The following is a 23,282-nucleotide window of genomic DNA, read 5'->3' on the forward strand; positions in this document are numbered from 1 at the left end:
CTTGAGGTCCGGCGGGACTGCAGACCTGATTCAACCCGCGAGGCAGGTAATTTATTTTCATAGAAACTGACGACAGAGCATTGAATCTGCTCATCAAAGGGCACCTGCAGATCACTGGACAACGCCATCAGGTCGCCCCCGCGCGCTTCGTCCGGATAGCAGTCCTGCCAGCCTCGTGCGCAGGGCCAGCAATGGCCGCCGTCGCGCGGGCCGAACGGATTTTCGGCACGATCAGCACCGCATCCAGGCCCGCTCCGGCAAGTGCCGCGCCTTCCGCCACACCGTGGCAGCCGGTATGGGCGAATACGATCTCCGAGGGGTTCTGCAATCGCGCCGCCTCCGCCTCCAGCGCCGCGGCGTCAAAGAAGCGTACGGGCGCCGAAAAAAGACGGCCGACAGCATGGATCGCCGCCTCCTCGGCGCGGGCATCGAGCGAGGCGACGAGTTCAATCTCTTCCTTGTCGGCACCGGCTTCGGCAAGCGCCCGCTCGGCAAGCGCGATCACTTCCTCCGGCGCGGTGTTCCGCTCGCAGCCGAGGCCAAGGACAAGCTTGGTGGTGGTGACGGTTGGTCCATTGACCGAAGGCATCTGCTGTGCGGCTCCTCTGCAGCGCCGCGCATCCGCCTCGATACGCAAGCTGCTCCTTGATTTGCCGCACGGTTCCCCAAGTCATCGGGGAATACATGCAGCGGTCGGCGTTCCATACGAAGCGCCGGCCTGGGCAGATACCCGCACCGGTCTGGACAGCACCGGATCGGGCCCCCTGCATGGGTCGGCCGCACCGGACGCTCTTACAGTCCGCTCGAAGCGGACGCCGTCGCATGATTGTCATTTTTACCGGAGCCCATCCGGCCGGTCAAACCGGATTGCGCCATCCACGTGTCGTAATCGGCGCGGAAGACTCTGGCGACGGACACCATCACCCTTTGCATTTCCCCGCCAGCTCTGACACAAGGCGGAAACAACTCCGCTTCCCGAGCTTTCCGTGCACGATCTCGCCCTTCACATCCTGCTCTTCCTCTTCGCTGCCGCCTTCATAGCCGGGTTCATCGATTCAATCGCAGGCGGCGGGGGGATGATCACCATTCCCGCCATGCTGATCGCGGGCATTCCGCCGCTCGAAACACTCGGCACCAACAAGCTGCAATCGCTCTTCGGTTCGGGTTCCGCAAGCCTCGCCTATGCGCGATATGGCCACGTGAGTCTGAAAGAGCAGCTGCCGATGGCCGCAACGGCGGCGCTCGGCTCTGTCCTGGGCGCGCTGCTCGCGACGGTCGTTCCTGCCGACGCGCTCAAGGCCGCTCTGCCCTTTCTGCTCATCGCCATCGCCGTCTATTTCGGTTGCAAGCCCAACATCGGTGAGATCGAAAGGCACCACCGTATCTCGAAACTCACCTTCACCCTCAGCTTCGTACCGCTCATCGGCTTTTATGACGGCGTCTTCGGTCCCGGCACCGGGTCCTTCTTCATGCTTGGCTTCGTCACACTCGGCGGCTTCGGGATCATCAAAGCAACCGCCCACACGAAGTTCCTGAACTTTGGCTCCAATCTCGGCGCCTTCTTCGTTTTTCTTGCCTATGGCGTGGTGCTCTGGAAGGTCGGCCTGACGATGGGCGCCGGTCAGTTCCTCGGCGCGCAGGTCGGCTCGCGCTTCGCGATGGCGAAGGGCGCGAAGATCATCAAGCCGCTGCTCGTCATCACCTCGATCGCGCTGGCAATCCGGCTGCTCGCCGACCCGGCGCATCCGCTACGGATCTGGCTCGGCATGTGAGGTCGCCCTCCAGACCCGCCGACCTCCGCTACTACTCGAGCCGTTAACTAATCCGAAAGGCTGAGCTTGCCGCGATTCGCCGGCCGTGGTTCTATTGCCTTCGAGTGGGGACTCAAAACGATGACCGAGGCTGGGGCGAGCTACTTTGCCGGGGTTTGCGTGATGCCCAGCATTGCTGCGGCTGGCGCCACCCCTGACGTGCTTTTTCTCCTCCGCATGCGCCGGACCGCAGGGCTTCTCGCCTTTGCGGCACTGATGCTCGCTGGTTCAGCGTACTTCGGCTGGCACCACGCCGTGAACGCCTATGTCTCGATCATGGCAGTTCTTCTTTTCTCGACTTTTTTCTCTGCACAGGTCTTGAGACAAGCTCCGGGTCATCCGCAATGATGGAATTGCTAGGCCTGAAATCGATCCTGATCATCGCGCTGATTTTCATTCCTCTGGAGCGACTGCTTCCGCTTCATCCGGAACAAAAGGTGCTCCGCAGGCACTGGCTCAACGATGTGATCTATCTCTTTTTCAACGGAATCCTGATCAAACTCGGTTTGCTCCTTGTCGTTGGCTCGCTGATGATCGCAATACGGGTGATGATTCCGGAAGAAGGCCTCCCTGCCTATGTGCAAGCGCAACCGATCTGGCTCCAATCAATCGAGGTGATCCTGATCGCGGACTTGGGTTTTTACCTTGCGCACCGAGCTTTCCACGCCGTTCCCTTGCTGTGGAAGTTCCACGCGATCCACCACAGCATTGAGGAAATGGACTGGCTCGCCGCACATCGCGTCCATCCGGTAGACCAAGTCGCGACGATGACGGCCTCGCTTTTGCCGATATTTGCCCTTGGATTCTCGGGCTCCGCAGTCGCGATCTATGCCTTCCTCTACCAAGCGCAATCCCTGTTGATCCATTCAAACACGCGGATCGGTCTCGGCCCGTTGAAATGGCTGTTCGCCTCGCCGCAGTTCCACCACTGGCACCATGCGAACGAGCGCCAGGCATTTGACAAGAATTTCGCGGGGCAATTGTCATTCATCGACGTGTTGGCGGGCACCCTCTACATGCCCTCGCGAATGCCGACTGCCTATGGCACCGATGAGCCGGTACCGACACTTTATCACCAGCAGCTCGCCTATCCGATCAAGATGCAAACACACCGAGCATCGACATCTGAGGCGCAAATTCCGGAGAAAGCACGCTGATGAGCGACAGACTCGAAGACCTGATCGGCAAAGGTTTCATCATTGTCGTTTTCTTCTTCTTCGCCGTCCAACAGGGCGCGGCAATCATGGTGATGATCAACCATCGCGAGACCACCGATTACTGGGGGCTGGCTCTTACCTCGCGCGCCTTGGGCCTGCTGTTCCTTTGCATGGTCGTGTATCTCACGCTGATCCGCCTGCCGCCGCGACGAAATGCGGAAGGTGCAGAGCCGAGGCTAAGTGCTCTTGCCGGCACATTCATCCTCATGATCATCCCTGTCCTGCCTGCCGCCTCGATCGGACCAGGTCTGCTTCTCTTTTCCACCGTTCTCGTCACAGCCGGATTCGCGCTGTCCATCTACTGCCTGTTTTGGCTTGGGCGTTCATTCTCGATAATGGCCACCGCGCGCGAATTGGTCACCGGCGGCCCCTACGCGATCGTTCGGCATCCGCTCTATGCCGCGGAAGCCACCAGTACCGTGGGTTTTCTGATCGCGAACTGGTCGCTTGCGGCATTCCTGGTGGGCGCAGCCCACTTTGCCTTCCAATTCCGGCGAATGTTCAATGAAGAACGCGTATTGCGGGCCACCTTTTCCGGTTATTCTGATTACGCCAGCAGGGTGCCGATGCTCATTCCGCGACTGTCGAGACCGATCCCGGGAACGGAACGAGGATGACGACGGTCCCAACCGTGGCGAAGATGCCCGAAATCATACAGTAATCCAAAGTGATACAGCTCGCGTCTGATTTGAACGCGGGGCCTTAGAATACCGCGAGCAGCAACGCGCCGGCGGCAATCAGGCCGACGCCGAGCCAGTTCATCAGGCTGAGCTTCTCGCCGAGAAAAAGCACGCCGAACGTGGCGACGAAGACGATCGAGAGCTTGTCGATCGGGGCGACGCGAGCGGCATCGCCGAGTTTCAGGGCGCGGAAATAGGCAAGCCAGGAGGCGCCGGTGGCAAGGCCGGAAAGGGCGAGAAACAACCATGTGCGCCCCGGAATCTCCGCCGGCTTTTGCCATTGCCCGGTCGCCGCGACGATGCCGACGAGCACCACGAGGATGACGACCGTGCGGACAAGCGTCGCGAAGTCGGAATTGACATTCGCGACGCCGACCTTGGCGAAGATGGCAGTGAGCGCCGCGAACACGGCTGAAAGCAACGCCCAGAACTGCCAGCTTTGTGCCATCAGTACTCGACGCCTTTCTGCGCCTTGATGCCGGAGCGGAAGGGATGCTTGACGAGTTCCATCTCGGTTACCAGGTCGGCGATCTCGATCAGGTCTTCCTTGGCGTTGCGGCCGGTCAGGACCACATGCGTCATGTGCGGCTTTTCTTCCTTGAGGAAGCGCACGACCTCGGCGATGTCGATGTAGTCATAGCGAAGCGCGATGTTGATCTCGTCAAGCAGCACCATGGAGTTGCGCGCGTCGCGGATCAGCTCCTTGGCCTTTTCCCAGGCCTTTTCCGCCATCGCCACATCGCGGGCGCGGTCCTGCGTTTCCCAGGTGAACCCTTCACCGAGCGTGTAGAACTGGCAGAGATCGCCGAAATGCTTTTCGACCAGGTCGCGCTCGCCGGTCTGCATGGCGCCCTTGATGAACTGCACGACAGCGCACGGCATGCCGTGGGCGATGTGGCGGAAGATCATGCCGAATCCGGCGGTGGACTTGCCCTTACCCTTGCCCGTGTGGACGATGATCAGACCCTTTTCGTCCGTCTTCGTCGCCATGATCTTCTCGCGCGCGGTCTTCTTCTTCGCCATCTTCATGGCATGGCGGGCCTCGTCCTTTTCCGGCGCAACTTCGCCGCTGTTTACCGTTTCGTCGCTCATGGTGATCTCTCCCTATTTGTTTCCGGCACGCAGCCGACGGGCGGCCACGTCTGCGGACAGGCTGTTCAGTTCAAAACGCGCCGAGTTGGAACGCGGATTCCAGAGACCGCGATCGATCGCTTCCAGGAAGCGTTCCGACAACTCGGCAAGTGCGGCCGGGTTCTTGTCGCGCAGGAAGTCGAGGACCTTCTCGTCGGTGATGAAAGCCCGGTAGGCGGCCTCGAAATGGTGGTCGCGGACGGCGCCAGTGGTCGCGGCGAAGGCGAACATGTAGTCGACCGTCGCGGCGATCTCGAAGGCGCCCTTGTAGCCGTGGCGCATCACGCCATCGATCCATTTCGGGTTGACGACGCGGGCGCGCACCACCCGGCCGATCTCCTCTTCCAGTGAGCGGATCACCGGCTTTTCCGGGCGCGAATGATCGTTGTGGTAGATCGCCGGGCGTGTGCCACTCAAATGCTCGGCGGCAGCACCCATGCCGCCCTCGAACTGATAGTAGTCGTCGCTGTCGAGCAGGTCGTGTTCACGGTTGTCCTGGTTCTGAATGACGGCCTCGATCGACCGCATCCGTTCCTCGAACAAACCGCGCTCCGCCTTGCCGTCCTCGCCGGCGCCGTAGGCATAGCCGCCCCAGGTGAGATAGGCATCGGCGAGATCGCCGCGCTTGTCCCAGCCCTTCTCGTCGATCAGCGCCTGCAAGCCGGCCCCGTAGGCACCCGGCTTGGCGCCGAAAACGCGATAGGAAGCGCGCCGCGCGGCCTCCTTCGGCTCCACGCCCTTCTCCTCGAGCCGTCTCGTCTCGGCACGCATGCGCGCGGCAATCATGTTGTCGGCGTCGTCTTCGTCCAAAGCCCCGACCGCGCGGATCGCCTTGTCGAAAAGCGCGATCTGCTCCGGGAAGGCATCGCGGAAGAAGCCGGAAATCCTGAGCGTAACATCTACGCGCGGACGACCGAGCACCGCTAGCGGCACGATCTCGTAGCCGGTCACCCGGCGCGAGGCCATGTCCCAGACCGGCCTGGCGCCGATCAGCGCCAGAGCCTGAGCGATGTCGTCGCCGCCGGTGCGCATGTTGGAGGTTCCCCAGGCTGTAAGGCCGAAGGAGGACGGCCATTCGCCATGGTCCTGCAGATAGCGGCGGATGAGCAGCTCGGCGGATTTCTGGCCGAGCTCATAAGCCGCCGGCGTCGGTACGGCGCGGCTGTCGACGGAGTAGAAATTGCGGCCGGTCGGCAGCACGTCGGGGCGGCCACGCGTCGGTGCGCCGGACGGCCCGGGTGCCACGAAACGGCCGTCGAGGCCGGTAAGCAGGCCTTTTATCTCCGCCTCGCCCGAGCCTTCGATTGAGGGTTTCAGTCGATTGTCGATCTCGTCGAGAACGGCACGTGTCGCCACCCAGTCCGCCGGGCAGGCAATCTCGCCGGACACCAGCTTCGCCGCAAGGAGTTCGATACGCTCAACCGTATCGCCGGCGGTGCGCCAGGGTACATCCGAGACGGCGGCGAGAGACGCGGGCTTCGGGCCGTTCCACGGGGCGGGCATAACGCAATCGAGAGGGTCGAAGGGTTGTGCCGGGTGAGAAGCATCTAATCCCAGATCTAACGCAATCGCCCGCTGCAGGCTCTGGTCACCGCCTTCCCCAAGGCCGCGCGGCACGCGCGCCAGTGCCACGGTCAGGTCGGTCAACAGCCGCCCCTCCGGCGCGACGCCGAAGATGTGCAGCCCGTCGCGGATCTGCATCTCCTTCAAGTCGCAAAGATAGGCGTCGAGCTTTTCCAGCGCCTTGTCGTCGCTGTCGCCCTGGTCGATGCCGGCATCATGATCAAGCCCGATGTCGCGGACGAGATCGAGGATCTGTCGGCTCAAGAGCCTGAGCCGTCGCGGGTCGCCGCCGGCCGCCTCGTAGTATTCATCAACCAGCGCCTCAAGGTCCTTGAGCGGCCCATAGGACTCCGCCCGCGTCAAGGGCGGTGTCAGATGGTCGATGATGACGGCGCTGGTCCGGCGCTTGGCCTGGGTTCCCTCACCCGGATCGTTGACGATGAAGGGATAAAGGTGAGGCGTTGGGCCGAAGACAGCCTCAGGATAACAATTCTCCGAAAGCGCCAGTGCCTTGCCGGGCAGCCATTCGAGATTGCTGTGCTTGCCCATGTGGACGATCGCGTCGGCTTTGAAGACCTGCCGCAGGAAGGCGTAGAAGGCGAGATAGCCGTGCGGCGGAACGAGGTCCGGCGCGTGATAGGTTTCCTTCGGATCGATGTTATAGCCGCGCGCCGGCTGGATGCCGACAAGCACGTCGCCGAAGCGCGCGAGCGGCAGCGCGAAGGCGCCGTCGAGAAAGAAGGGGTCAGCTTCCGGTTCGCCCCAGCGTGCCGTCACCTCGTCCTGAATCTGGTTCGGAAGAGAGGCGAGGAAATCCCTGTAATGATCCTGCGAAATGACCTCGCGGATTTCGCGGTCGCGGCTTGCCGCATTGGTCGGCCCGGCCATCAGGAAGCGCATCAGCGCGTCGCCGTCCTCGGGAAGGTCGCCGATGGGATAACCTTCCGCGGCCATCGCCTTAAGAACTTCGACGGTGCCGGCCGGCGTGTCTAGGCCGACGCCGTTGCCGAGGCGCCCGTCGCGGTTGGGATAATTGGCCATGACGATCGCAACACGGCGCGCCTCCGGCCTTGCCCGACGCAGCCGTGCCCAGTTGGCGGCAAGCCGCGCGGCAAAGCGGACGCGATCTGCAAGCGGTTCGTGCCCGACGATGTTGGCTTCCACCGCCGGATCGTAGACGGACGCCGCCTTGAACGAGACGGCGCGGGAGAGAATGCGGCCGTCCACCTCCGGCAGCGCGACATTCATCCCGAGATCACGCGCCATCAGCCCTTGCGGGGAAGCCTCCCAGGCGGCGCGCGAGGAACCGGAGAAGATCACCTGCAGGACAGGCGCGCCGGTCGATTCGAGCACCGTCGGCTGACGATCGGCACCAGGCGCGGAAACTGCAAAACCGGTTGCGTTCATCACCACGTCCGGAGCGGCTTCAGCGAAAATCGCCTGCAGCGTGCCGATCGAGACCTGATCCTTGAGACTCGAAACGAAGACAGGGAGCGCCCGCATGCCTTCAGCCGCAAGCGCCTCGATCAAGGCTTCGACGGGTTTCGTCTCGCCGCTCTGGACGAGGGCGCGGTAGAAGCAGATGGCAACGGTGGGTTCGGCTTCCCTCTTCTCAGTGCTGGTCGCAATCGTGCGCCACCGGTCGACACCAATCACCCCCTCGCCGGGCGACCAGATACCCGCCTTCAACAACGGTCGTGCCGGCTGCGGCTTCTCGCCGCCGGAAATTAGCGCTTCGGCGTAATCGAGGAAAAGCCCGGCATTATCGGCGCCGCCCTCTGTGAAATAGGCCCAGAGGCGCTCGCGGTCCTCCGCCGGCACCGTGGAAAACGGATCGAGACCCGGGTCCGGCTTGTCATCGCCGGGAAGCACCGCGATCTGGAACTTGCCCATCACCGCCGCCGCATGCAGCGCCTCCAGAACGTAGCGAAAATAGCTGGCGCCGCCGAGCGGGCGCACGACGATGAGTTTCGCATGCCGCGCCGTGCGCTCGACATAGGTGTCGACCGACATCGGATGCATCAGGTTCATCAGGCTGGCGATACGCAGCGTTCTCGCCCCCGCCCGCCGCCCATAGGCCGCGGCGATCGAGGCAAGCTCGGTATCGGCGGCCGAGAGGAACAGGATGTCGGCCGGGCTTTGCCCCAGGTCGATCGCCTCGTTACCATCCGCGATCGTGCCTTTCTGGGCGAGAAGCAGGTGCATCTTCTATCCGATCAGGCGAGCGCCGAAATCGCAGCGCGTACTGCGGCCTCGTCCATGTTGTGCAAGCCGATGACGACGAGCCGCGTGCCGCGTGCTTCGCCCGTCGCCCAGGCCCGGTCGTAATACTGGTCGATGCGGCTGCCGACCGCCTGGATCAGCAGGCGCATCGGCTTGCCGGGAACGTCGGCAAAGCCTTTGAGGCGCAGCACGTCGTGCTCCGCGATCACGCCCTTCAGCCGGTCGATGAAGGCGGCGGGATCGCTGATCGCGCCGAGCTCGACGACAAAACTGTCGAATTCGTCATGGTCGTGCTCCTCGCCGGCCTCGTGCTCCATTTCGTGATGCGACTTGCGGTTGGCGATCTCCCCCTCGGTGCCGACGCCGAGGCCGAGCAGGATGGCGGCGGCCACCTCGCCGTTCTTCGCCTCGATCATCGTCGGCTTGCGGCTGATGCGGGAGGCCACCTCGTCACGCACCGACTTGAGGCCCGAGGCGTCGATAAGGTCGGTCTTGTTGAGAACGATGAGGTCGGCGGCCGTCAACTGGTCCTCGAACAGTTCTTCGAGCGGGCTTTCATGATCGAGATTGTCGTCGTTGACGCGCAGCGCGTCGACCTTGTCGTGATCATCGGCAAAGCGGCCGGCGGCAACGGCGGCGCTGTCGACCACGGTCACGACGCCGTCGACCGTCACTTCGCTGCGAATATCCGGCCAGTTGAAGGCGGCGACCAGCGGCTGCGGCAGCGCAAGGCCAGAGGTCTCGATGACGATGTGGTCGGGCCGGTTCTCGCGCTCGAGCAGCTTCGTCATCGTCGGGATGAAATCATCGGCGACCGTGCAGCAGATACAGCCATTGGTGAGCTCTATAATGTCCTCCTCAGAGCAGGCTTCCGCGCCGCAGCCCTTCAGGACGTCGCCGTCGACACCGAGATCGCCGAACTCATTGATGATCAGCGCAATGCGCTTGCCGTCGGCATTCTGCAACAGATTGCGGATCATCGTCGTCTTGCCGGCGCCGAGGAAGCCGGTGATGACGGTGGCCGGGATCTTGCCCTGCTGGGCCTTAGCGAGTGTCATGGATCAACCCTTCATTTTCAGCGGCAGTCCGGCCGCGACAAAGTAAACTTCGGCGGATTTCTCCGCGACGATCTGGTGGAGGCGGCCGGCATGGTCACGGAAATCGCGCGCCATCCGGTTTTCCGGAACGATGCCGAGACCGACCTCATTGGAAACGAAGACGAGGCGCGCCCGCGCCTCGGGCAGGAAGGCGGCGAGCGCGGCGAATTCCGCCCCCATGTCGCGCTCTTCCATCATCAGGTTGGTGACCCAGAGGGTCAGGCAGTCGACGAGAATCGCGCGCGCCGGATCGTCGATGCGGCGAAGCAATCCCACAAGGTCGACCGGTTCCTCATGCGTCGTCCAGCCTTTGCCGCGGCGCGTATCCTGATGGTGGCGGATGCGATCGCGCATCTCGTCGTCCCAGGCTCGCCCCGTCGCGACGTAATGCATCGGCTGCCCGGAGGCCGCGATGAGTTTTTCAGCGAAAGAGGATTTGCCGGAGCGGGCGCCGCCAAGGACGAGAATCGGTCCGGCATGGGGAATGATCATGCTGCCGGCCCCAGCGCCCTGACGGCTTGCAGCAGAAATGAATGGCCAACACGCCGACTGCGTGTTCGCAAGAGAAATTTTTGAGCCACGACAACCTCCGTGCTGGCATCGGGGAACGGTCTCCCCTTCGGGCGGAATGCCCTGACGGATGGCAGGTCTCCTGGCTCACGGCGTCACGACTTCGAAGCAGCTTGCGTTCAAGCGATCGCCCGAATGCAAGCTGCCGGAAGCCGAACGGGCCCGCCTCGCCTTCCCGGCATTTGCGGTATCGTGAAAGGCGGACGATTCGTAGAAGAAGAGGCGTCCAGCCCGGCTGATCACGATGCCATGCCAGTGGCTTTTCCGGCCGGCCGTCCGATCCCGCGAGACTGCCCCATGCAGCTCGTCAGGAGAAGGCGACAGGCCCGATGGCGAACCCTGACCGTTCTACAGTCGCGGGGTCGGCTGCGATAAGGGCGCCCGGTTTGGGTCCGCCCCGTCACATTCCCATTTACTCCCCCGCTCCGCTCCGGCGCGGGGGAACCATCCTTTATCGTTAATTATGAAGCAGAATCCGCAAAGTCAATCGACGGGCTGCGACATGGGCCGCCCCGAAATACGCCAGCAACCATGACGGACAGCCACGCGGCGGTTTCGCGGTATCGCTATTGCCAAGGCCGCTCGGAAATCGGACATTCCCGTGAAACGACGATTTCACGGAATCAACGATGAACGCCAAGGAACGATCCTTCCTCACCCGCGTGCGCGAGGTTCTGCCGGAGCTACACCCGGCAGAGCGGCGCCTGGGCGACTTCCTCTGCGACTTTCCGGGCGAGATCGCCAGCTATTCGGCGCAGGAACTCGCAGCGCTCGCACACGTGTCCAAGGCCACCGTATCGCGCTTCATCCAGCGGCTCGGTTATGAGAATTACGAGGCGGCACGCCGGCACGCGCGCGCGGACAAGCAAACCGGATCGCGGCTGTTCCTGGCGACCGCCACCGATTCCGGCGGCGAACAGTCGGTCGCCGCACATGTGGCCCAAAGCGTCGCCAACCTGGAGGCCACATTTCTCGCCATTGCGGAGACCCAGATAAACGCCGCGTCGGAAGCAATTCTCAAAGGGCGCAAGGTTTGGGTCATCGGCTTTCGCGCCAGCCATTCCTTCGCCACCTACCTTCAGTGGCAATTGACGCAGGTTATCGAGAACATCGCGGCCATTCCGGGCGGCGGGCAAACGATGGGCGAACATCTCGTCAGCTTCTCGGACGAGGACGTCGTCATCGTCTTCGGCTTGCGCCGTCGCATCGCACTGATGGACAGCCTGCTGGCGCAAGTGGAGAAATCCGGCGCCAAGCTGCTGTACATCACCGATGAAGGCGTGCCTTTTCTCAGCCAGGCGGAGTGGCATTTCCGCTGCCAGACGTTGGCGCCGGGGCCGCTCTTCAACCATGTCTCGGTCATGGCGCTCTGCCATCTGCTCACAACCCGCTGCATCGAGATCGCCGGCGTCGCCGGTCGAAACCGCCTGCGTGCCATCGAGGCGCTGAACGACGCGCTTGAAGAACTCTGATTGCCGTTCGGGCACCTGCCTGGAACTGCAGAACATTGTTTAATCACACAAAACGACAGTTTCACGCGCACGAATTTTGAAGTTCTGGCGATAGATGCTTGATTCCAAGAGGCGAAACCAGCGTTTCACTAACATTGGCATGAAATCTGCATTCCCTTTGGTGTCCAGGGAGATCACGCGGCGCATGGCATCCGTATGTCTTTGTTACGGTTCGGCCAATGCAAATCACCTTCCACCAGGCGAAAATTCGTTATGAAATTCTCGTTTCATAGTGTAGATTCATGAAACTAGGTTTTCACATTGTTAGCCAACAAGGGGAACAAACCATGGCAGCGGAAAATATGGTGCAGTCCGGCGGGAGTTCGCCGGTTATACGACAACTGGAATCGGCTTTCACGAAAATCGGTGTTACGGGAGCGCATAAGCAGATCCTGGCTCTCGTTCTGATTGGCTGCCTGTTCGACAGCTTCGAACAGAATACCATCGGCGTCGCCGGTCCCATCTTGAAGGAGCATTGGGGGCTGACCGGCACCGACATCGGCTTTCTCAACACGATCACCTTCGGCAGCGCCGCGCTCGGCCGGCTGCTGTCGGGCATACTTGGCGACCGCTACGGCCGGCGGGTGATGCTGACGATCAACCTTCTGCTCTTCACCATCGGCTCGGCCGCCTGCGCGCTTGCGCCGAATTTCGCGACGCTCTGCTTCGCCCGGGCGATCGTCGGCTTCGGCGTCGGCGGCGAGATCTCCACCGCGGTGACGATGCTGTCGGAATTCTGCTCACCGAAATTCCGCGGCACGGCGGCGGGTCTCGTCAATGTCGGCGCCGGCGGTTTCGGCAATTTCCTCGCCCCGGCCTTCGGCCTGCTGATCTTCACGCTCTTCCCGGGCGAAAACAGCTGGCGCTGGTTGTTCGCCGCGCTTGCCCTGCCCGCGCTGCTCGTCGTCTTCTATCGTCGCTTTGTCCCGGAGACGCCGCGCTTCCTCGCATCGAAAAACAAGATCGACGAGGCAAACAAGGTCCTGTCCATTCTTGCCTCCGGATCGCTTCGGCCCCGGAATCTGGTCGTCCAGGAATATCTGACGAAAGACCACGTCCAGGATGAGGCTCCGCAGAAAAGCGACTGGAAGGAACTCTTCCGGGCACCGTTCCTTGGACGAACCATTCCTGTCGCGATCGCGATCCTGATGAGCTACGGCGCCCAGCTCTCCGTGCTGACGCTGATGCCGGTCATTTTCGTTTCGATGGGGTATACGCTCTCCGGAAGCCTGCTCTACAGCATGATCATCCAGAGCGGCAGCGTGCTCGGCGCCATCGCCGCCTCCACTTTCGGCTACTACTTCCCGCGCAAGAAAGTCCTGACGCTGGGCGCCGTGTTTGCCTGCCTGGCAGCGATCTCGATCGCCTATCTCGGCACCAATATCTACCTCGTCCTGCTGTTCGGCGCCGTCTTCCAGTTCTTCGTGCTGCTGCTCAACACGTCGATCTGGATCTACGCTCCCGAGCTCTATCCGACGCGCATCCGCGCCTTCGGCGTGGCGCTCATCCTGGCAACGGGATCGGCGGCCGGCTCCTTCGTGCCGACGATTTCCGGCGCACTGTTCGACAGCTACGGCATGGTCGGCGTCTTCGCTCTGGCGGCGGCGATGTATGCGGTCTTCGCCTTCTGCATACAGCTCGGCCCGGAGACCTACGGCATGTCGATGGAAGATCTTCAGCAACCGGCCGAAGCGGAGCAGCCGAAGGCTGCCCAGCAACAGGTCCGCGTCGGAGTGGAACTGAGAACGTGACCTCGCACATCCTCCTGATCAACCCCAACAGCTCGCGCGCGACGAGCGACATGATGGTCTCCATCGCGCGCAAGGCTGCAACCGGGCGCTTGGCCGTGGCAATTGCCACGGCTGAGCGTACCCCCCCGATGATCGTAACCCCGGAGCAGTTGAAGGCGTCCGCCGCCGAGGTCATCGAGCTCGGCTCGAAGCACGATTCGGCTTGCCTCGGCATCGTCGTCAGCGCCTTCGGCGACCCGGGCCTAGCTTCGCTTCGGGAACGCGTCGACATCCCAGTCGTCGGGATTTGCGAAGCGTCGATGATCGAGGCCTCGCGTGCCGGGCGACGGTTCGGCGTCGCCACCACGACACCGGACCTGCTGGAGGCGATCGGCGATCGGGCCCGCGACCTCGGCGTCGCTCATCTCTATACCGGCATCCGCTGCACGGCCGGCGATCCTGTCGCCCTCGCCGCCGACGAAACACTGCTCAGGCAATCGCTTGCCGAAGCAGTCCGGGCCTGCATCGAAATCGACGGTGCCGAAGCCGTCATCATCGGTGGCGGCCCACTCGGACAGGCGGCCGAGCAATTGCAGCCGCTTTTCGAAACACCTATCATCGCCCCCATTCCCTGCGCTATCGAGCGCGTGTTCTGCCTTCTGCAGGTGAACGTCTGAGGGCGCGTCCGACAGCACAGTAGCCTAAGCAATGACCGGCAAGCCGGCCTTGCGCAGCCCCTCGATGAAATGCGCATAATGATCCCGCTCGACATAGGGCGTGAGCATCCGCCAGTGGTGGGCGAGGTCGGCGGGAATGCTGCCGGTGATCTCAGGGATGAGCTCGCGCGCCTCATCCTCACGGGCAAGCTGACCGAGGCTTGCAAGTAGCACCACCCGGTTGAAGTAAGCGCGGCGAAGCGAAACGCCTCGCTCCGAATAGTGCCGCGCCTCCTCGTAGTTCCCGAGGTGGTAATGGGCGAGCGCGATCCTGTCGAGGAACAGATAGGTCAGCGGGTCATGCGGACTGAGCCGCAGCGCCATGTGGAGCGGATCGAGCGCCTCGGCAAAGTGTCCGGTGAATATCCGCGCCCAGCCGAGTGCCATATGGGCAAGGGCCAGGTTCGGGTTGAGGTCGAGCGCCCGCTGCGCCTCTTCGACGGCCGCGGGCGCGCGCTGTGCGGTGAAATGGGCAAGGCACATGGCATAGTGCGAATAGGGATCGCGCTCTTCAAGCGCGACGGCGCGCTCGGCAGCCGCGTAAAGTTCGGCGCCGTCGCGATCGACATCGTCGCTGAAACCATGGAAGCAGCGCGCATGGAGCGAGCGGGCAAGCATCATATGCGCGCGACCGAACTCGGGATCGAGGGCGATCGCCCGCCGATGCCAGACGATCGCTTCCTTGAAGTGCTCGGCGGTGTCCTGCGCGTTGTGCAGCCATGTGCCGCGCATGTGACATTCATAGGCGTCGAGATTATGGGTGGGGCTGAGCAAGGCGCGCCGACTCTCGCCGATGAGGATTTCCGGCTCGATGGCGCCGACGACGTTCTGGGTGAGTTCGTCCTGGATGGCGAAGATATCCGCAAGTTCGCGGTCGTAGCGCTGGGCCCAGAGATGGACGCCAGTCTCGGCCTCGATAAGCTGACCGGTCACGCGCAGACGTGTCCCCGCCCGGCGCACGCTGCCTTCGACGATGTAGCGAACGCCGAGATCGCGGCCGACCTGCCTCACGTCGACGGCGCGCCCCTTGTACGCGAAAGAGGAATTCCGCGCGATGACGAAGAACCAGCGATAGAGCGAAAGCGCGGTGATGATGTCTTCGGTCAGCCCGTCGGCAAAATACTCCTGCTCCGGATCGCCGGACATGTTGACGAACGGAAGGACGACGATTGAGGGCTTGTCGGGAAGGTTGAGCGGTCCGCCGAGCACACCAGCTTCGACCGGATCCTCGCGACGCCAATCGACCCTGTGGACCGGCAAGGGACGCGGAATGTTCCTCAGGCTACGGTCGCCAAGATGGACAGTCGGGAAGTCGAGCTTGCCCACGATCTGGTCGTGAAGCGCGCCCGAGATACAGATGCCGCCCGGCAGCGCCACCTCCTGGAGCCGGGCCGCCACGTTGACGCCGTCGCCGAGAAGATCGTCACCCTCGACGACGACATCGCCAAGGTTGAGACCGATGCGGAATTCCATCCTCTGATCGGGACTAAGATCGGCATTGCGACGGTACAGCGCCCGCTGGATCGCGACCGCGGCCCGCACCGCCTGCACGGCACTGTGGAACTCCGCCAAGACGCTGTCGCCGGCCGAACCGAATATGCGCCCGCCATGCTCAGCGACGAGATCGCGGGTCGCGGCGCTGTAGGTGCCAAGCGTCGCAGGCGCCCCTTCCTCATCGGCAGCGACAAGCCGGCTGTAGCCAGCGACGTCGGCGGCGAAGATCACTGCGAGCTTCTGTTCCACAAGGACAGCCGCTCCTGCGGCATCTGGCCAGAACATTTTAAGCGTAGCTTAAATGCGGAATCCGGAGAAGCAACAAATTGGCACCGCCGGGCGCAGCGCCCTGGGCCTCTTCGGCGCTCCGCGTGACTTCACGCCGTCTCGCGCTCACCGACCAGCAGCCGGTCGAGCCAGGCGGGGTCGAGCACGGCTTCGAGTTCGCCGGCGATATCGTCAAGCGCCGCATCGACGGACTGGCGGTAGTTGCCTCCACCGCCCTCGATGCCGAAGCTTCTGAGCAGCGCGGCCCGATAGGCGTCGCTGCCGAAGAGCCCGTGCAGATAAGTGCCCATCACCTTGCCGTCGGCGGACCTCGCCCCATCACGGCGGTCGTCGATCGAAACCGGCGCGCGGTCGCAATCGGCGCCCGCAGTCCTGCCGAGGTGGATCTCGTAGCCATCGAGCGCCACGTCGTGTTCCAGCGACCAGGCCCGGCTGTGGCGCACGGTCTTTTCCGGCGCCATCTCGGTTTCGACGGAAAGCAGGCCGAGGCCGGCGATCTCGCGTTCGCTGCCTTCGATTCCGAGCGGATCGGTGACGCGCGCACCCAGCATCTGGTAGCCACCGCAAATTCCGATCACGCGACCGCCGCGCCTCACATGGCGTTCGAGGTCGCGATCCCAGCCCTCGGCGCGAAAATCCTTGAGGTCTGAAATCGTCGATTTCGAGCCGGGAATGACAATGAGCCCGGCATCGTCGGGGAGCGGTGTGCCGGGGCGAACGAAAACGAGATCGACCTCCGGCTCGGCCCTCAGCGGGTCGAGATCGTCGAAATTGGCGATCCGCGACAGGACCGGCACCGCGACCTTCAGCGCCTTGCCGCCGCCGCGCGCGAGCTTTTCGAGCACCACCGAATCCTCGGCAGGCAGCCGGGACGCACTTTTCAGCCATGGCACGACGCCGAAGCAGGGCCAGCCGGTGAAGCGGTGAACGGCCGCAATGCCATCGTCGAAAAGCGTCACGTCACCACGGAACTTGTTGATGAGATAGCCGCTGACCATACGCCGGTCCTCTTCCGGCAGGATCGCGTGCGTGCCGACGAGCGAGGCGATGACTCCGCCGCGGTCGATGTCGCCGACAAGCACCACCGGCACGCCCGCCCGCGTGGCAAAGCCCATATTGGCAATGTCGCCGGGCCTCAGGTTGATTTCCGCTGGCGACCCGGCGCCTTCGATGACGACAAGATCGGCCCCGGCGGAGACCAGTTCGAAACTCTCCATAACGGCGCCGAGCAGCTTCGGCTTCAACGCCTGGTACTCCCTGCCCTTCGCCTGGCCTGCCACCCTGCCCTGGAGGATGATCTGGCTCCCGACGTCCGACTGCGGTTTCAAGAGCACCGGGTTCATATGGACGGAGGACGGCACCCGCGCGGCCAGCGATTGCAACCACTGCGCCCGGCCGATCTCGCCGCCGTCATCGGAAACGGCGGCGTTGTTCGACATATTCTGCGGCTTGAATGGCCTGACCTTCAATCCACGATTGGCGGCGAGCCGGCAGAGCCCAGCCACCAATACCGATTTTCCGACATCCGAGCCGGTCCCTTGCAGCATAATTTTCTGTGTCATGCGACCTCCCGTACCATCGAAACCATCGCCGGCAAAGGCCCGTTTTCGACGGGATTCAACCTCCTTTCGCCATTCGCGATCACGGCCCGTTTCGGCCACTCACGGAGCTTGTTCGAAATCGCGACTGGACTAGCGAAATTGCGACATGCGATGGCGACAATGGCATTTAAATTCCACTGGCTCGCGCCTATATCGACGCCATCGTAACAACCTCCGGGGTGACCCGGACTCCCAAGGTAGAAAAGTCATGCTGTTCGTCTTCAGCAAACCCAATTTCGTTCAGATCGCCTGGAACTCGAAGGCGCCGTCGAGCCAGTCCCGCGTGCGCAATGTCGAGATGGACGCGCCTCGCGGCCCGCTCGGTTTCATCCGTACGTACAACATCGGATAATCGGGCGCTTTCCCGCTTCAAGCCGCTCCATTCGGGGCGGCTTTTTTATTGGCCGGTTTTGGTAGGGGGCCTCAACACGAAAGCCGCACCCGACTTCCACCGAGGGGATGCGGCCGTCAAGATAACACATGATCTCTCCGGCACAACACGCCGAAAATCGCTACTCTCTTCGGGCTCGAGAGCGCCCTGCCCGTCCGCACAACAAGCCAGATCGGGAAGTCTAAGGTCCGGCACGCAATACCTGATCCGGACCTGCGGCAGTCGCCCGCCGCAGGGCAAACAATTAGCCTGACATCGTTACCGGATGGTTATTGAGGGCTTGATCAATGGTGAATCGCGGTTTTTTTTGAATTTTTTTCGCGACATCTTCGGGTCGATGCCGCGACGCAATCGCGACAGGAAACGTCCGGATTGAACCATGTTCGAAAACGGCCCGGACCTGCGGGCCGCATTTTGGGGCAATTGTTGTCGTAAATGCTCAAATTCGCAGCCAACGGCGAAAAAATTGCACACGCCACAAGGGGCGCGGACAAGCGCCTGACAACGCCATTCGACGCCGCCCTCCGATTGAAGAGGTTGATTTCTCTTCGGGAATATCTAGGCTTGCCGCAGCGGTGCAGAGGAGATCCGGCCGGCGACAGGGTTCCGCGGCCAGGATTTGAAAGAACTCCCACACTGCTGCAGCGGGGCATGACTTTGGCCTTTCCGATGGCGAACCTCGCGCTGCTCACTGAATAAAGTCTGGTGTCGGAACAGCAGTAACCCTGCGGCACCCTGGATCGTTGGCTGCACAAAGACTGGGAGGTCTTGCAAAGATGAAGAAATTTCTCGCGTCCACATTTCTCGCCGCGGGTCTTTACGCCGTAGCGGGCTCGGCGCAAGCCGCGGAATGCGGCAGCGTCAGTATTGCCGAGATGAACTGGGCCTCCGCGGGCGTTGCCGCCCACGTGGACAAGTTCATCCTCGAAAACGGATACGGTTGCACCGTGGAGCTCGTCACCGGCGACACTATGCCTACCTTCGCCTCGATGAACGAGAAGGCGCAACCGGACATGGCGCCGGAACTCTGGGTCAACGCCGTGCGCACGCCGCTCGATGCAGCGATCAAGGAAGGCCGCCTTATCCAGGCCGCACCGCTCCTCAGCGAAGGCGGCGTCGAGGGTTGGTGGATCCCCAAATTTCTGGCCGACGCCCATCCGGACATCAAGACCGTTCAGGACGCGCTGAAGCACCCGGACCTGTTCCCGGCGCCGGAAGACCCCTCCAAGGCGGCGATCCACAATTGCCCATCCGGCTGGAACTGCCAGGTCTCGACAGCCAATCTCTACAAGGCACTCGAAGCGGACAAGGCCGGCTTCGAACTCATCGACACCGGGTCGGCCGCCGGCCTCGACGGCTCGATCGCGAACGCCTTCGAGAAGAAGACCGGTTGGCTCGGCTACTATTGGGCGCCAACTGCCATTCTCGGCAAATACGAGATGACCCGCCTCTCCTTCGGCGTCGAGCACGACAAGAAGGAGTGGGACGCCTGCTCCGCAGTTCCCGATTGCCCGAGCCCGAAGGTCAACTCCTATCCGATCTCGGATGTGTTCACCGTGGTGACGAAGTCGTTTGCCGAAAAGGCTGGCGTTGCAATGGACTATGTCAAAGTCCGCAAGTGGGACAACGGCACGGTGAACAAGGTTCTGGCGTGGATGGACCAGAACCAGGGAACCAACGAGGACGCCGCGAAGCACTTCCTCGAAAACTATCAGGACATGTGGACGCAATGGGTCAGTCCCGAGGTTGCCGAGAAGGTCAAGGCGGCCCTCTGACAGAGGCAACGCAGGTGGGCGGCAGCCGATTCGGCCGCCGCCCGTGCCTTGGCAAGCGATTGCACGGCCTGATTAGGCTCACAGCGGCACAGTGCTTTTGCTGACGTCGCAAACAGTAAAGCGGAACCGCCGTTCCGCTGTCACATTTCTTACGCCGGGACACATAAGAGGTCACAAGCAGGTCTGCGCTGGAGTGCCGCACGCGGTCGTTCCGAAGACGCAGCCGGCGGCATAAGACTTCCGGGCCAAGAAGGGGGAAAAATGGCTATCTGCAGTTTCTTGCCGGAACTGCTCTGCAAGTTCCCGGCCATAGACGATGGCACTATTCGCATGGCGCGCAAGAGCGTCGACGACGGGTTCAAGGGGTTTGTGCGCAGCTACGGCAATGCCATCGACGCGGTAGTCCAGCCGCTTCAATGGTTCCTGAACTATCTGGAGCGGGTCTTCGTCGGTTCGCCCTGGATTTTCGTGCTGATCATCATGGTTGCCGTCGTCTATTTCGGCAGCCGCAACGTGAAGATTACCATCGGCACGGCGCTGTCCATGGTGGCGATTGGCCTCGTCGGACTCTGGAACGACACGATGATCACGCTCGCCATGGTCACTGTCTGCACATTGATTTCGATCGTGATCGGCATTCCGATCGGCATCCTTATGGCGCGCTCCGACCGGGTGCAGGCCTTCGTCAACCCGGCCCTCGACGTCATGCAGACGATGCCGAGCTTCGTCTATTTGATCCCGGTGGTGATGATCTTTGGCATCGGCAAGGTGCCGGGGCTGATCGCCGTCGTCATCTATGCGGTGCCACCGATGATCCGGCTCACCAATCTTGGTATCCGGCTCGTCGACAAGGAAGTGCTGGAGGCGGCCGACGCCTTCGGCTCCTCCGCCTGGCAGAAGCTGAAGAACGTGCAGATGCCGCTGGCGCTGCCGACCATCATGGCCGGCATCAACCAGACGATCATGATGTCGCTGGCGATGGTCGTGGTCGCCTCGATGATCGGCGTCGGCGGACTCGGCAAGAACGTGCTCCAGGCGATCGCCAACCAGTTCTTCACCGTCGGTTTCCTAAACGGCTTTGCCCTCGTCGGCATCGCCATCATTTTCGATCGTACCAGCCAGGCCTTCGGCAGGCGGCTGCAGAAGCATTCGGAGGTTATTCATGGCTAGTCACGCAATCGAGGTAAAGAACCTCTACAAGATCTTCGGTCCGCGCGGCGAGGACTATGTCGATGTCGTCAAAAAGGGAATGGGCAAGGCCGAGCTCAACGAGAAACACGGCCATGTCCTGGGTCTGCAGGACATCAACATCCTGATGCCCGGCGGCTGCATCACGGTGGTTATGGGCCTGTCCGGCTCCGGCAAGTCCACGCTCATTCGCCACATCAACCGCCTGATCGACCCGACTGCGGGCGAGGTGCTCTATGACGGCACCGACGTCTGCAAAATGAACGAAAACGACCTTCGCCAGTTTCGCCGACACAAGACGGCGATGGTGTTCCAGAAATTCGCGCTGCTGCCGCACCGTACCGTTCTCGAAAACACGATTTACGGGCTCGAGATCCAGGGCATCGAGCGGCGCGAGAGCGAAAAGCGGGCGCTCGGCTGGATCGAACGCGTCGGCCTCAAGGGGTTCGAAAACCACTATCCGAACCAGCTCTCGGGCGGTATGCAGCAGCGCGTGGGCCTCGCCCGGGCGCTCACCAATGATGCCGACATCCTGCTGATGGACGAGGCCTATTCAGCACTCGACCCGCTGATCCGCGTCGACATGCAGTCGGTGCTGCTCGATCTCCAGAAGGAATTGAAGAAGACCGTCGTCTTCATCACCCACGATCTCGACGAGGCGCTGAGGCTCGGCGACAAGATCGCGATCCTGCGCGACGGCCGCGTCGTGCAGCAGGGCACCGGCCAGGAAATCGTACTGTCGCCGGCCGACGACTACATCACCGCCTTCGTCAAGGAAGTGAACCGCGGCCGCGTCGTCCATGTGGAGACGATCATGCGGCCGCTCTCCGGTAATCCGGAAGGCCTACCGCTCGCTGCGGGCACGGTTCTCGAAACGGCCGCGCGCACGATGACCGGCGCACATATCAACACGGCCCATGTCGTCGATGCCGACGGCCGGCCGATCGGCGCCATCGACCTGCAGACGATCATCGCCGCCATGGTGACGCCGACGAGCCACACCGACCGCCAGGCGGCATAGGCTGGGGTGACGATTGAATGTCACAAAGGGCGCCCGCAAGGGCGCCCTTTGTGCATGTTCCTGGAATGCTCTACGCAGCCGACTTGAGCTTGCCGCTGATGAAGCGGAATTCCTGCGTCTTGCCGCCATAGCCATAGGCAGCGGCGGAAACTTCGTGAACGAGCACGTAGCTCTCCGGATGGACTTTTCCGAGAAGCATCTCGAAGCCAGCGAAGATGGCTTCGATGTAAGCGGCCAGTTCCTGCTTGGTATTGGTGCCGTCGACCACCTTGATGTCGAGCCAAAAACTGTTCGTCTCCTGCGAGGCGATCGACTTTCCGCCGGCGAACCAGTGCTGCGGATCGACATAGGTCACCGCAACGGCGGTGACGGTCGGATCTTTGCGCAGATGCTCTTGGGTAAGATCGCTCACTTTCGCTGCGATCTCCGCGGAGCGATCCGGATCCGGCCGGCCGGTGACGGTGATGTTGATGATGGGCATATCAGGCTCCTTCTCTCATGCTGTTGCCTTGGGACAGACCTTGCCACCAGCGGTACATCGAAAAAATCAAATTGTTTTGCACGAATGCTTCTGTACAATCGAATTATGGATGCAATCGACCCCGATCTCCTGCGCACTTTTCTTGCCTTCGCCGAAGGTGGTTCGCTCGCCCGCGCCGCGGCGGTCGTGAACCGGTCCCCCTCCGCCGTGACGGCCCAGATGCAGCGTCTCGAAGCGCTCATCGGCGAACCGCTTCTGGCGCCCGCCGGCCGTGGACGTTCGCTGACACCAGTCGGCGAGGAACTCGTGGATCATGCTCGCCGCATTCTCGACGCGCATCGGGATGCCTGGCTCAGCCTCAGCGGCGCGCGCGCCGACGGTCGGATTTCGCTCGCCAGCACGCAGGATTTCGCCGATACGACGCTGCCGGACCTCCTGCGCCGCTTCGCCCGCTCCCATCCGAGAGTTCGCCTCGATCTCAGGATCGGCAGGTCGAAGGAGCTGGCCTTGGCCTTTGATCAGGGGCAGGTCGACGTTCTGCTCACCATGCGGCAGGCGGCTGCGACCGACGAACTGCTCGTCCTCAAAGAAGGGATGATCTGGCTCTGCTCCGACAGGGGGCTGGCGACGGTCGATGCGCAGCTTCCGTTGGCCGTGCTCGACCCGCCCTGCGGCTTTCGGTCTGCTTCCATCTCGGCGCTCGAAGCGGCGCGGCGCCCCTTCCGGCTCGCGGCGACGAGCCCGAGCCTGTCGGGCCTGCGCGCCGCCGTCGTGAGCGGCATCGCCGTCACGAC

21 protein-coding genes and 1 riboswitch are annotated in these 23,282 nt (G+C 62.5%); of the genes, 12 read left to right on the forward strand and 9 right to left on the reverse strand.

Features of this window, described 5'->3' with window-relative positions; all coding sequences use genetic code 11:
• Positions 1–127: 127 nt before the first annotated feature.
• Complete coding sequence (locus QN219_RS28040; protein WP_284003545.1) at positions 128–589, reverse strand: cobalamin biosynthesis protein; 462 nt, start codon at positions 587–589, stop codon at positions 128–130.
• A gap of 397 nt (positions 590–986) precedes the next feature.
• On the opposite strand from QN219_RS28040, the gene QN219_RS28045 reads away from it, so the two are divergent.
• The 4 genes from QN219_RS28045 to QN219_RS28060 all read left to right on the forward strand — a co-directional run bounded on the left by QN219_RS28045 (position 987) and on the right by QN219_RS28060 (position 3,645).
• Positions 987–1,772 carry a TSUP family transporter gene (locus QN219_RS28045; protein ID WP_284003546.1) on the forward strand — a complete coding sequence of 262 codons (786 nt, stop codon included), beginning with the start codon at positions 987–989 and terminating at the stop codon, positions 1,770–1,772.
• A 120-nt stretch (positions 1,773–1,892) separates the two neighbouring features.
• Positions 1,893–2,159 (forward strand): hypothetical protein, encoded by a 267-nt coding sequence (locus QN219_RS28050; protein WP_284003547.1) that lies wholly within the window; start codon positions 1,893–1,895, stop codon positions 2,157–2,159.
• Positions 2,156–2,968, forward strand: a complete 813-nt coding sequence (locus QN219_RS28055; RefSeq protein ID WP_284003548.1) for a sterol desaturase family protein — start codon at positions 2,156–2,158, stop codon at positions 2,966–2,968. Before QN219_RS28050 ends, QN219_RS28055 begins: the two co-directional genes overlap by 4 nt.
• The gene (locus QN219_RS28060; RefSeq protein ID WP_284003549.1) at positions 2,968–3,645 is read left to right on the forward strand and encodes an isoprenylcysteine carboxylmethyltransferase family protein; all 678 of its coding nucleotides are present in this window, start codon (positions 2,968–2,970) and stop codon (positions 3,643–3,645) included. The genes QN219_RS28055 and QN219_RS28060 overlap by 1 nt, the downstream gene beginning before the upstream one ends.
• 85 nt (positions 3,646–3,730) lie before the next feature.
• Here the strand turns inward: QN219_RS28060 and QN219_RS28065 are convergent, their stop codons facing one another.
• The 5 genes from QN219_RS28065 to cobU are packed head-to-tail and all read right to left on the reverse strand — an operon-like array spanning position 3,731 to position 10,214.
• Entirely contained in the window at positions 3,731–4,156 is a 426-nt protein-coding gene (locus QN219_RS28065) for an EamA family transporter (protein WP_284003550.1), read from the reverse strand.
• Entirely contained in the window at positions 4,156–4,800 is a 645-nt protein-coding gene (gene cobO, locus QN219_RS28070; protein ID WP_284003552.1) for a cob(I)yrinic acid a,c-diamide adenosyltransferase, read from the reverse strand. The genes QN219_RS28065 and cobO overlap by 1 nt, the downstream gene beginning before the upstream one ends.
• A gap of 12 nt (positions 4,801–4,812) precedes the next feature.
• Positions 4,813–8,607, reverse strand: a complete 3,795-nt coding sequence (gene cobN / locus QN219_RS28075) for a cobaltochelatase subunit CobN (RefSeq protein ID WP_284003553.1) — start codon at positions 8,605–8,607, stop codon at positions 4,813–4,815.
• An 11-nt stretch (positions 8,608–8,618) separates the two neighbouring features.
• Positions 8,619–9,683 carry a cobalamin biosynthesis protein CobW gene (gene cobW, locus QN219_RS28080; protein ID WP_284003554.1) on the reverse strand — a complete coding sequence of 355 codons (1,065 nt, stop codon included), beginning with the start codon at positions 9,681–9,683 and terminating at the stop codon, positions 8,619–8,621.
• 3 nt (positions 9,684–9,686) lie between these two features.
• Positions 9,687–10,214 (reverse strand): bifunctional adenosylcobinamide kinase/adenosylcobinamide-phosphate guanylyltransferase, encoded by a 528-nt coding sequence (gene cobU / locus QN219_RS28085; protein ID WP_284003555.1) that lies wholly within the window; start codon positions 10,212–10,214, stop codon positions 9,687–9,689.
• 132 nt (positions 10,215–10,346) lie between these two features.
• A riboswitch (cobalamin riboswitch) is annotated at positions 10,347–10,756 on the reverse strand.
• A gap of 165 nt (positions 10,757–10,921) precedes the next feature.
• Here cobU and QN219_RS28090 point away from each other — a divergent pair.
• The 3 genes from QN219_RS28090 (at position 10,922) to QN219_RS28100 (ending at position 14,210) form a co-directional block, all read left to right on the forward strand.
• Positions 10,922–11,764: a MurR/RpiR family transcriptional regulator gene (locus QN219_RS28090; RefSeq protein WP_284003556.1), complete on the forward strand. Its 843-nt coding sequence runs from the start codon at positions 10,922–10,924 to the stop codon at positions 11,762–11,764.
• A 326-nt stretch (positions 11,765–12,090) separates the two neighbouring features.
• Complete coding sequence (locus tag QN219_RS28095) at positions 12,091–13,554, forward strand: MFS transporter (RefSeq protein ID WP_284003558.1); 1,464 nt, start codon at positions 12,091–12,093, stop codon at positions 13,552–13,554.
• The gene (locus QN219_RS28100; protein ID WP_284003559.1) at positions 13,551–14,210 is read left to right on the forward strand and encodes an aspartate/glutamate racemase family protein; all 660 of its coding nucleotides are present in this window, start codon (positions 13,551–13,553) and stop codon (positions 14,208–14,210) included. Before QN219_RS28095 ends, QN219_RS28100 begins: the two co-directional genes overlap by 4 nt.
• 24 nt (positions 14,211–14,234) lie before the next feature.
• Here QN219_RS28100 and QN219_RS28105 read toward each other — a convergent pair whose 3' ends face one another.
• Positions 14,235–15,992, reverse strand: a complete 1,758-nt coding sequence (locus QN219_RS28105) for an adenylate/guanylate cyclase domain-containing protein (protein WP_284003560.1) — start codon at positions 15,990–15,992, stop codon at positions 14,235–14,237.
• A gap of 128 nt (positions 15,993–16,120) precedes the next feature.
• Positions 16,121–17,593, reverse strand: a complete 1,473-nt coding sequence (locus QN219_RS28110; protein ID WP_284003561.1) for a cobyric acid synthase — start codon at positions 17,591–17,593, stop codon at positions 16,121–16,123.
• A 247-nt stretch (positions 17,594–17,840) separates the two neighbouring features.
• Between QN219_RS28110 and QN219_RS28115 the strand changes: the two genes are divergently transcribed.
• The 4 genes from QN219_RS28115 to QN219_RS28130 all read left to right on the forward strand — a co-directional run bounded on the left by QN219_RS28115 (position 17,841) and on the right by QN219_RS28130 (position 22,007).
• Positions 17,841–17,984 (forward strand): hypothetical protein, encoded by a 144-nt coding sequence (locus QN219_RS28115; protein ID WP_284003562.1) that lies wholly within the window; start codon positions 17,841–17,843, stop codon positions 17,982–17,984.
• An 815-nt stretch (positions 17,985–18,799) separates the two neighbouring features.
• Positions 18,800–19,798: an ABC transporter substrate-binding protein gene (locus QN219_RS28120; protein ID WP_284003564.1), complete on the forward strand. Its 999-nt coding sequence runs from the start codon at positions 18,800–18,802 to the stop codon at positions 19,796–19,798.
• A gap of 261 nt (positions 19,799–20,059) precedes the next feature.
• Positions 20,060–20,968 carry a proline/glycine betaine ABC transporter permease gene (locus QN219_RS28125; protein ID WP_284003566.1) on the forward strand — a complete coding sequence of 303 codons (909 nt, stop codon included), beginning with the start codon at positions 20,060–20,062 and terminating at the stop codon, positions 20,966–20,968.
• Positions 20,961–22,007, forward strand: a complete 1,047-nt coding sequence (locus QN219_RS28130; protein WP_284003569.1) for a glycine betaine/L-proline ABC transporter ATP-binding protein — start codon at positions 20,961–20,963, stop codon at positions 22,005–22,007. The genes QN219_RS28125 and QN219_RS28130 overlap by 8 nt, the downstream gene beginning before the upstream one ends.
• 70 nt (positions 22,008–22,077) lie before the next feature.
• Here QN219_RS28130 and QN219_RS28135 read toward each other — a convergent pair whose 3' ends face one another.
• Positions 22,078–22,488, reverse strand: coding sequence for a 4-oxalocrotonate tautomerase family protein (locus QN219_RS28135; RefSeq protein WP_284003571.1), 411 nt, complete (start codon positions 22,486–22,488; stop codon positions 22,078–22,080).
• A gap of 105 nt (positions 22,489–22,593) precedes the next feature.
• On the opposite strand from QN219_RS28135, the gene QN219_RS28140 reads away from it, so the two are divergent.
• A partial coding sequence (locus QN219_RS28140; RefSeq protein ID WP_284003573.1) for a LysR substrate-binding domain-containing protein occupies positions 22,594–23,282 on the forward strand: 689 nt, incomplete at its 3' end.

Origin of the sequence: Sinorhizobium sp. 8-89, assembly GCF_030124325.1 — a bacterium.
Taxonomy (GTDB): Bacteria; Pseudomonadota; Alphaproteobacteria; order Rhizobiales; family Rhizobiaceae; genus Sinorhizobium.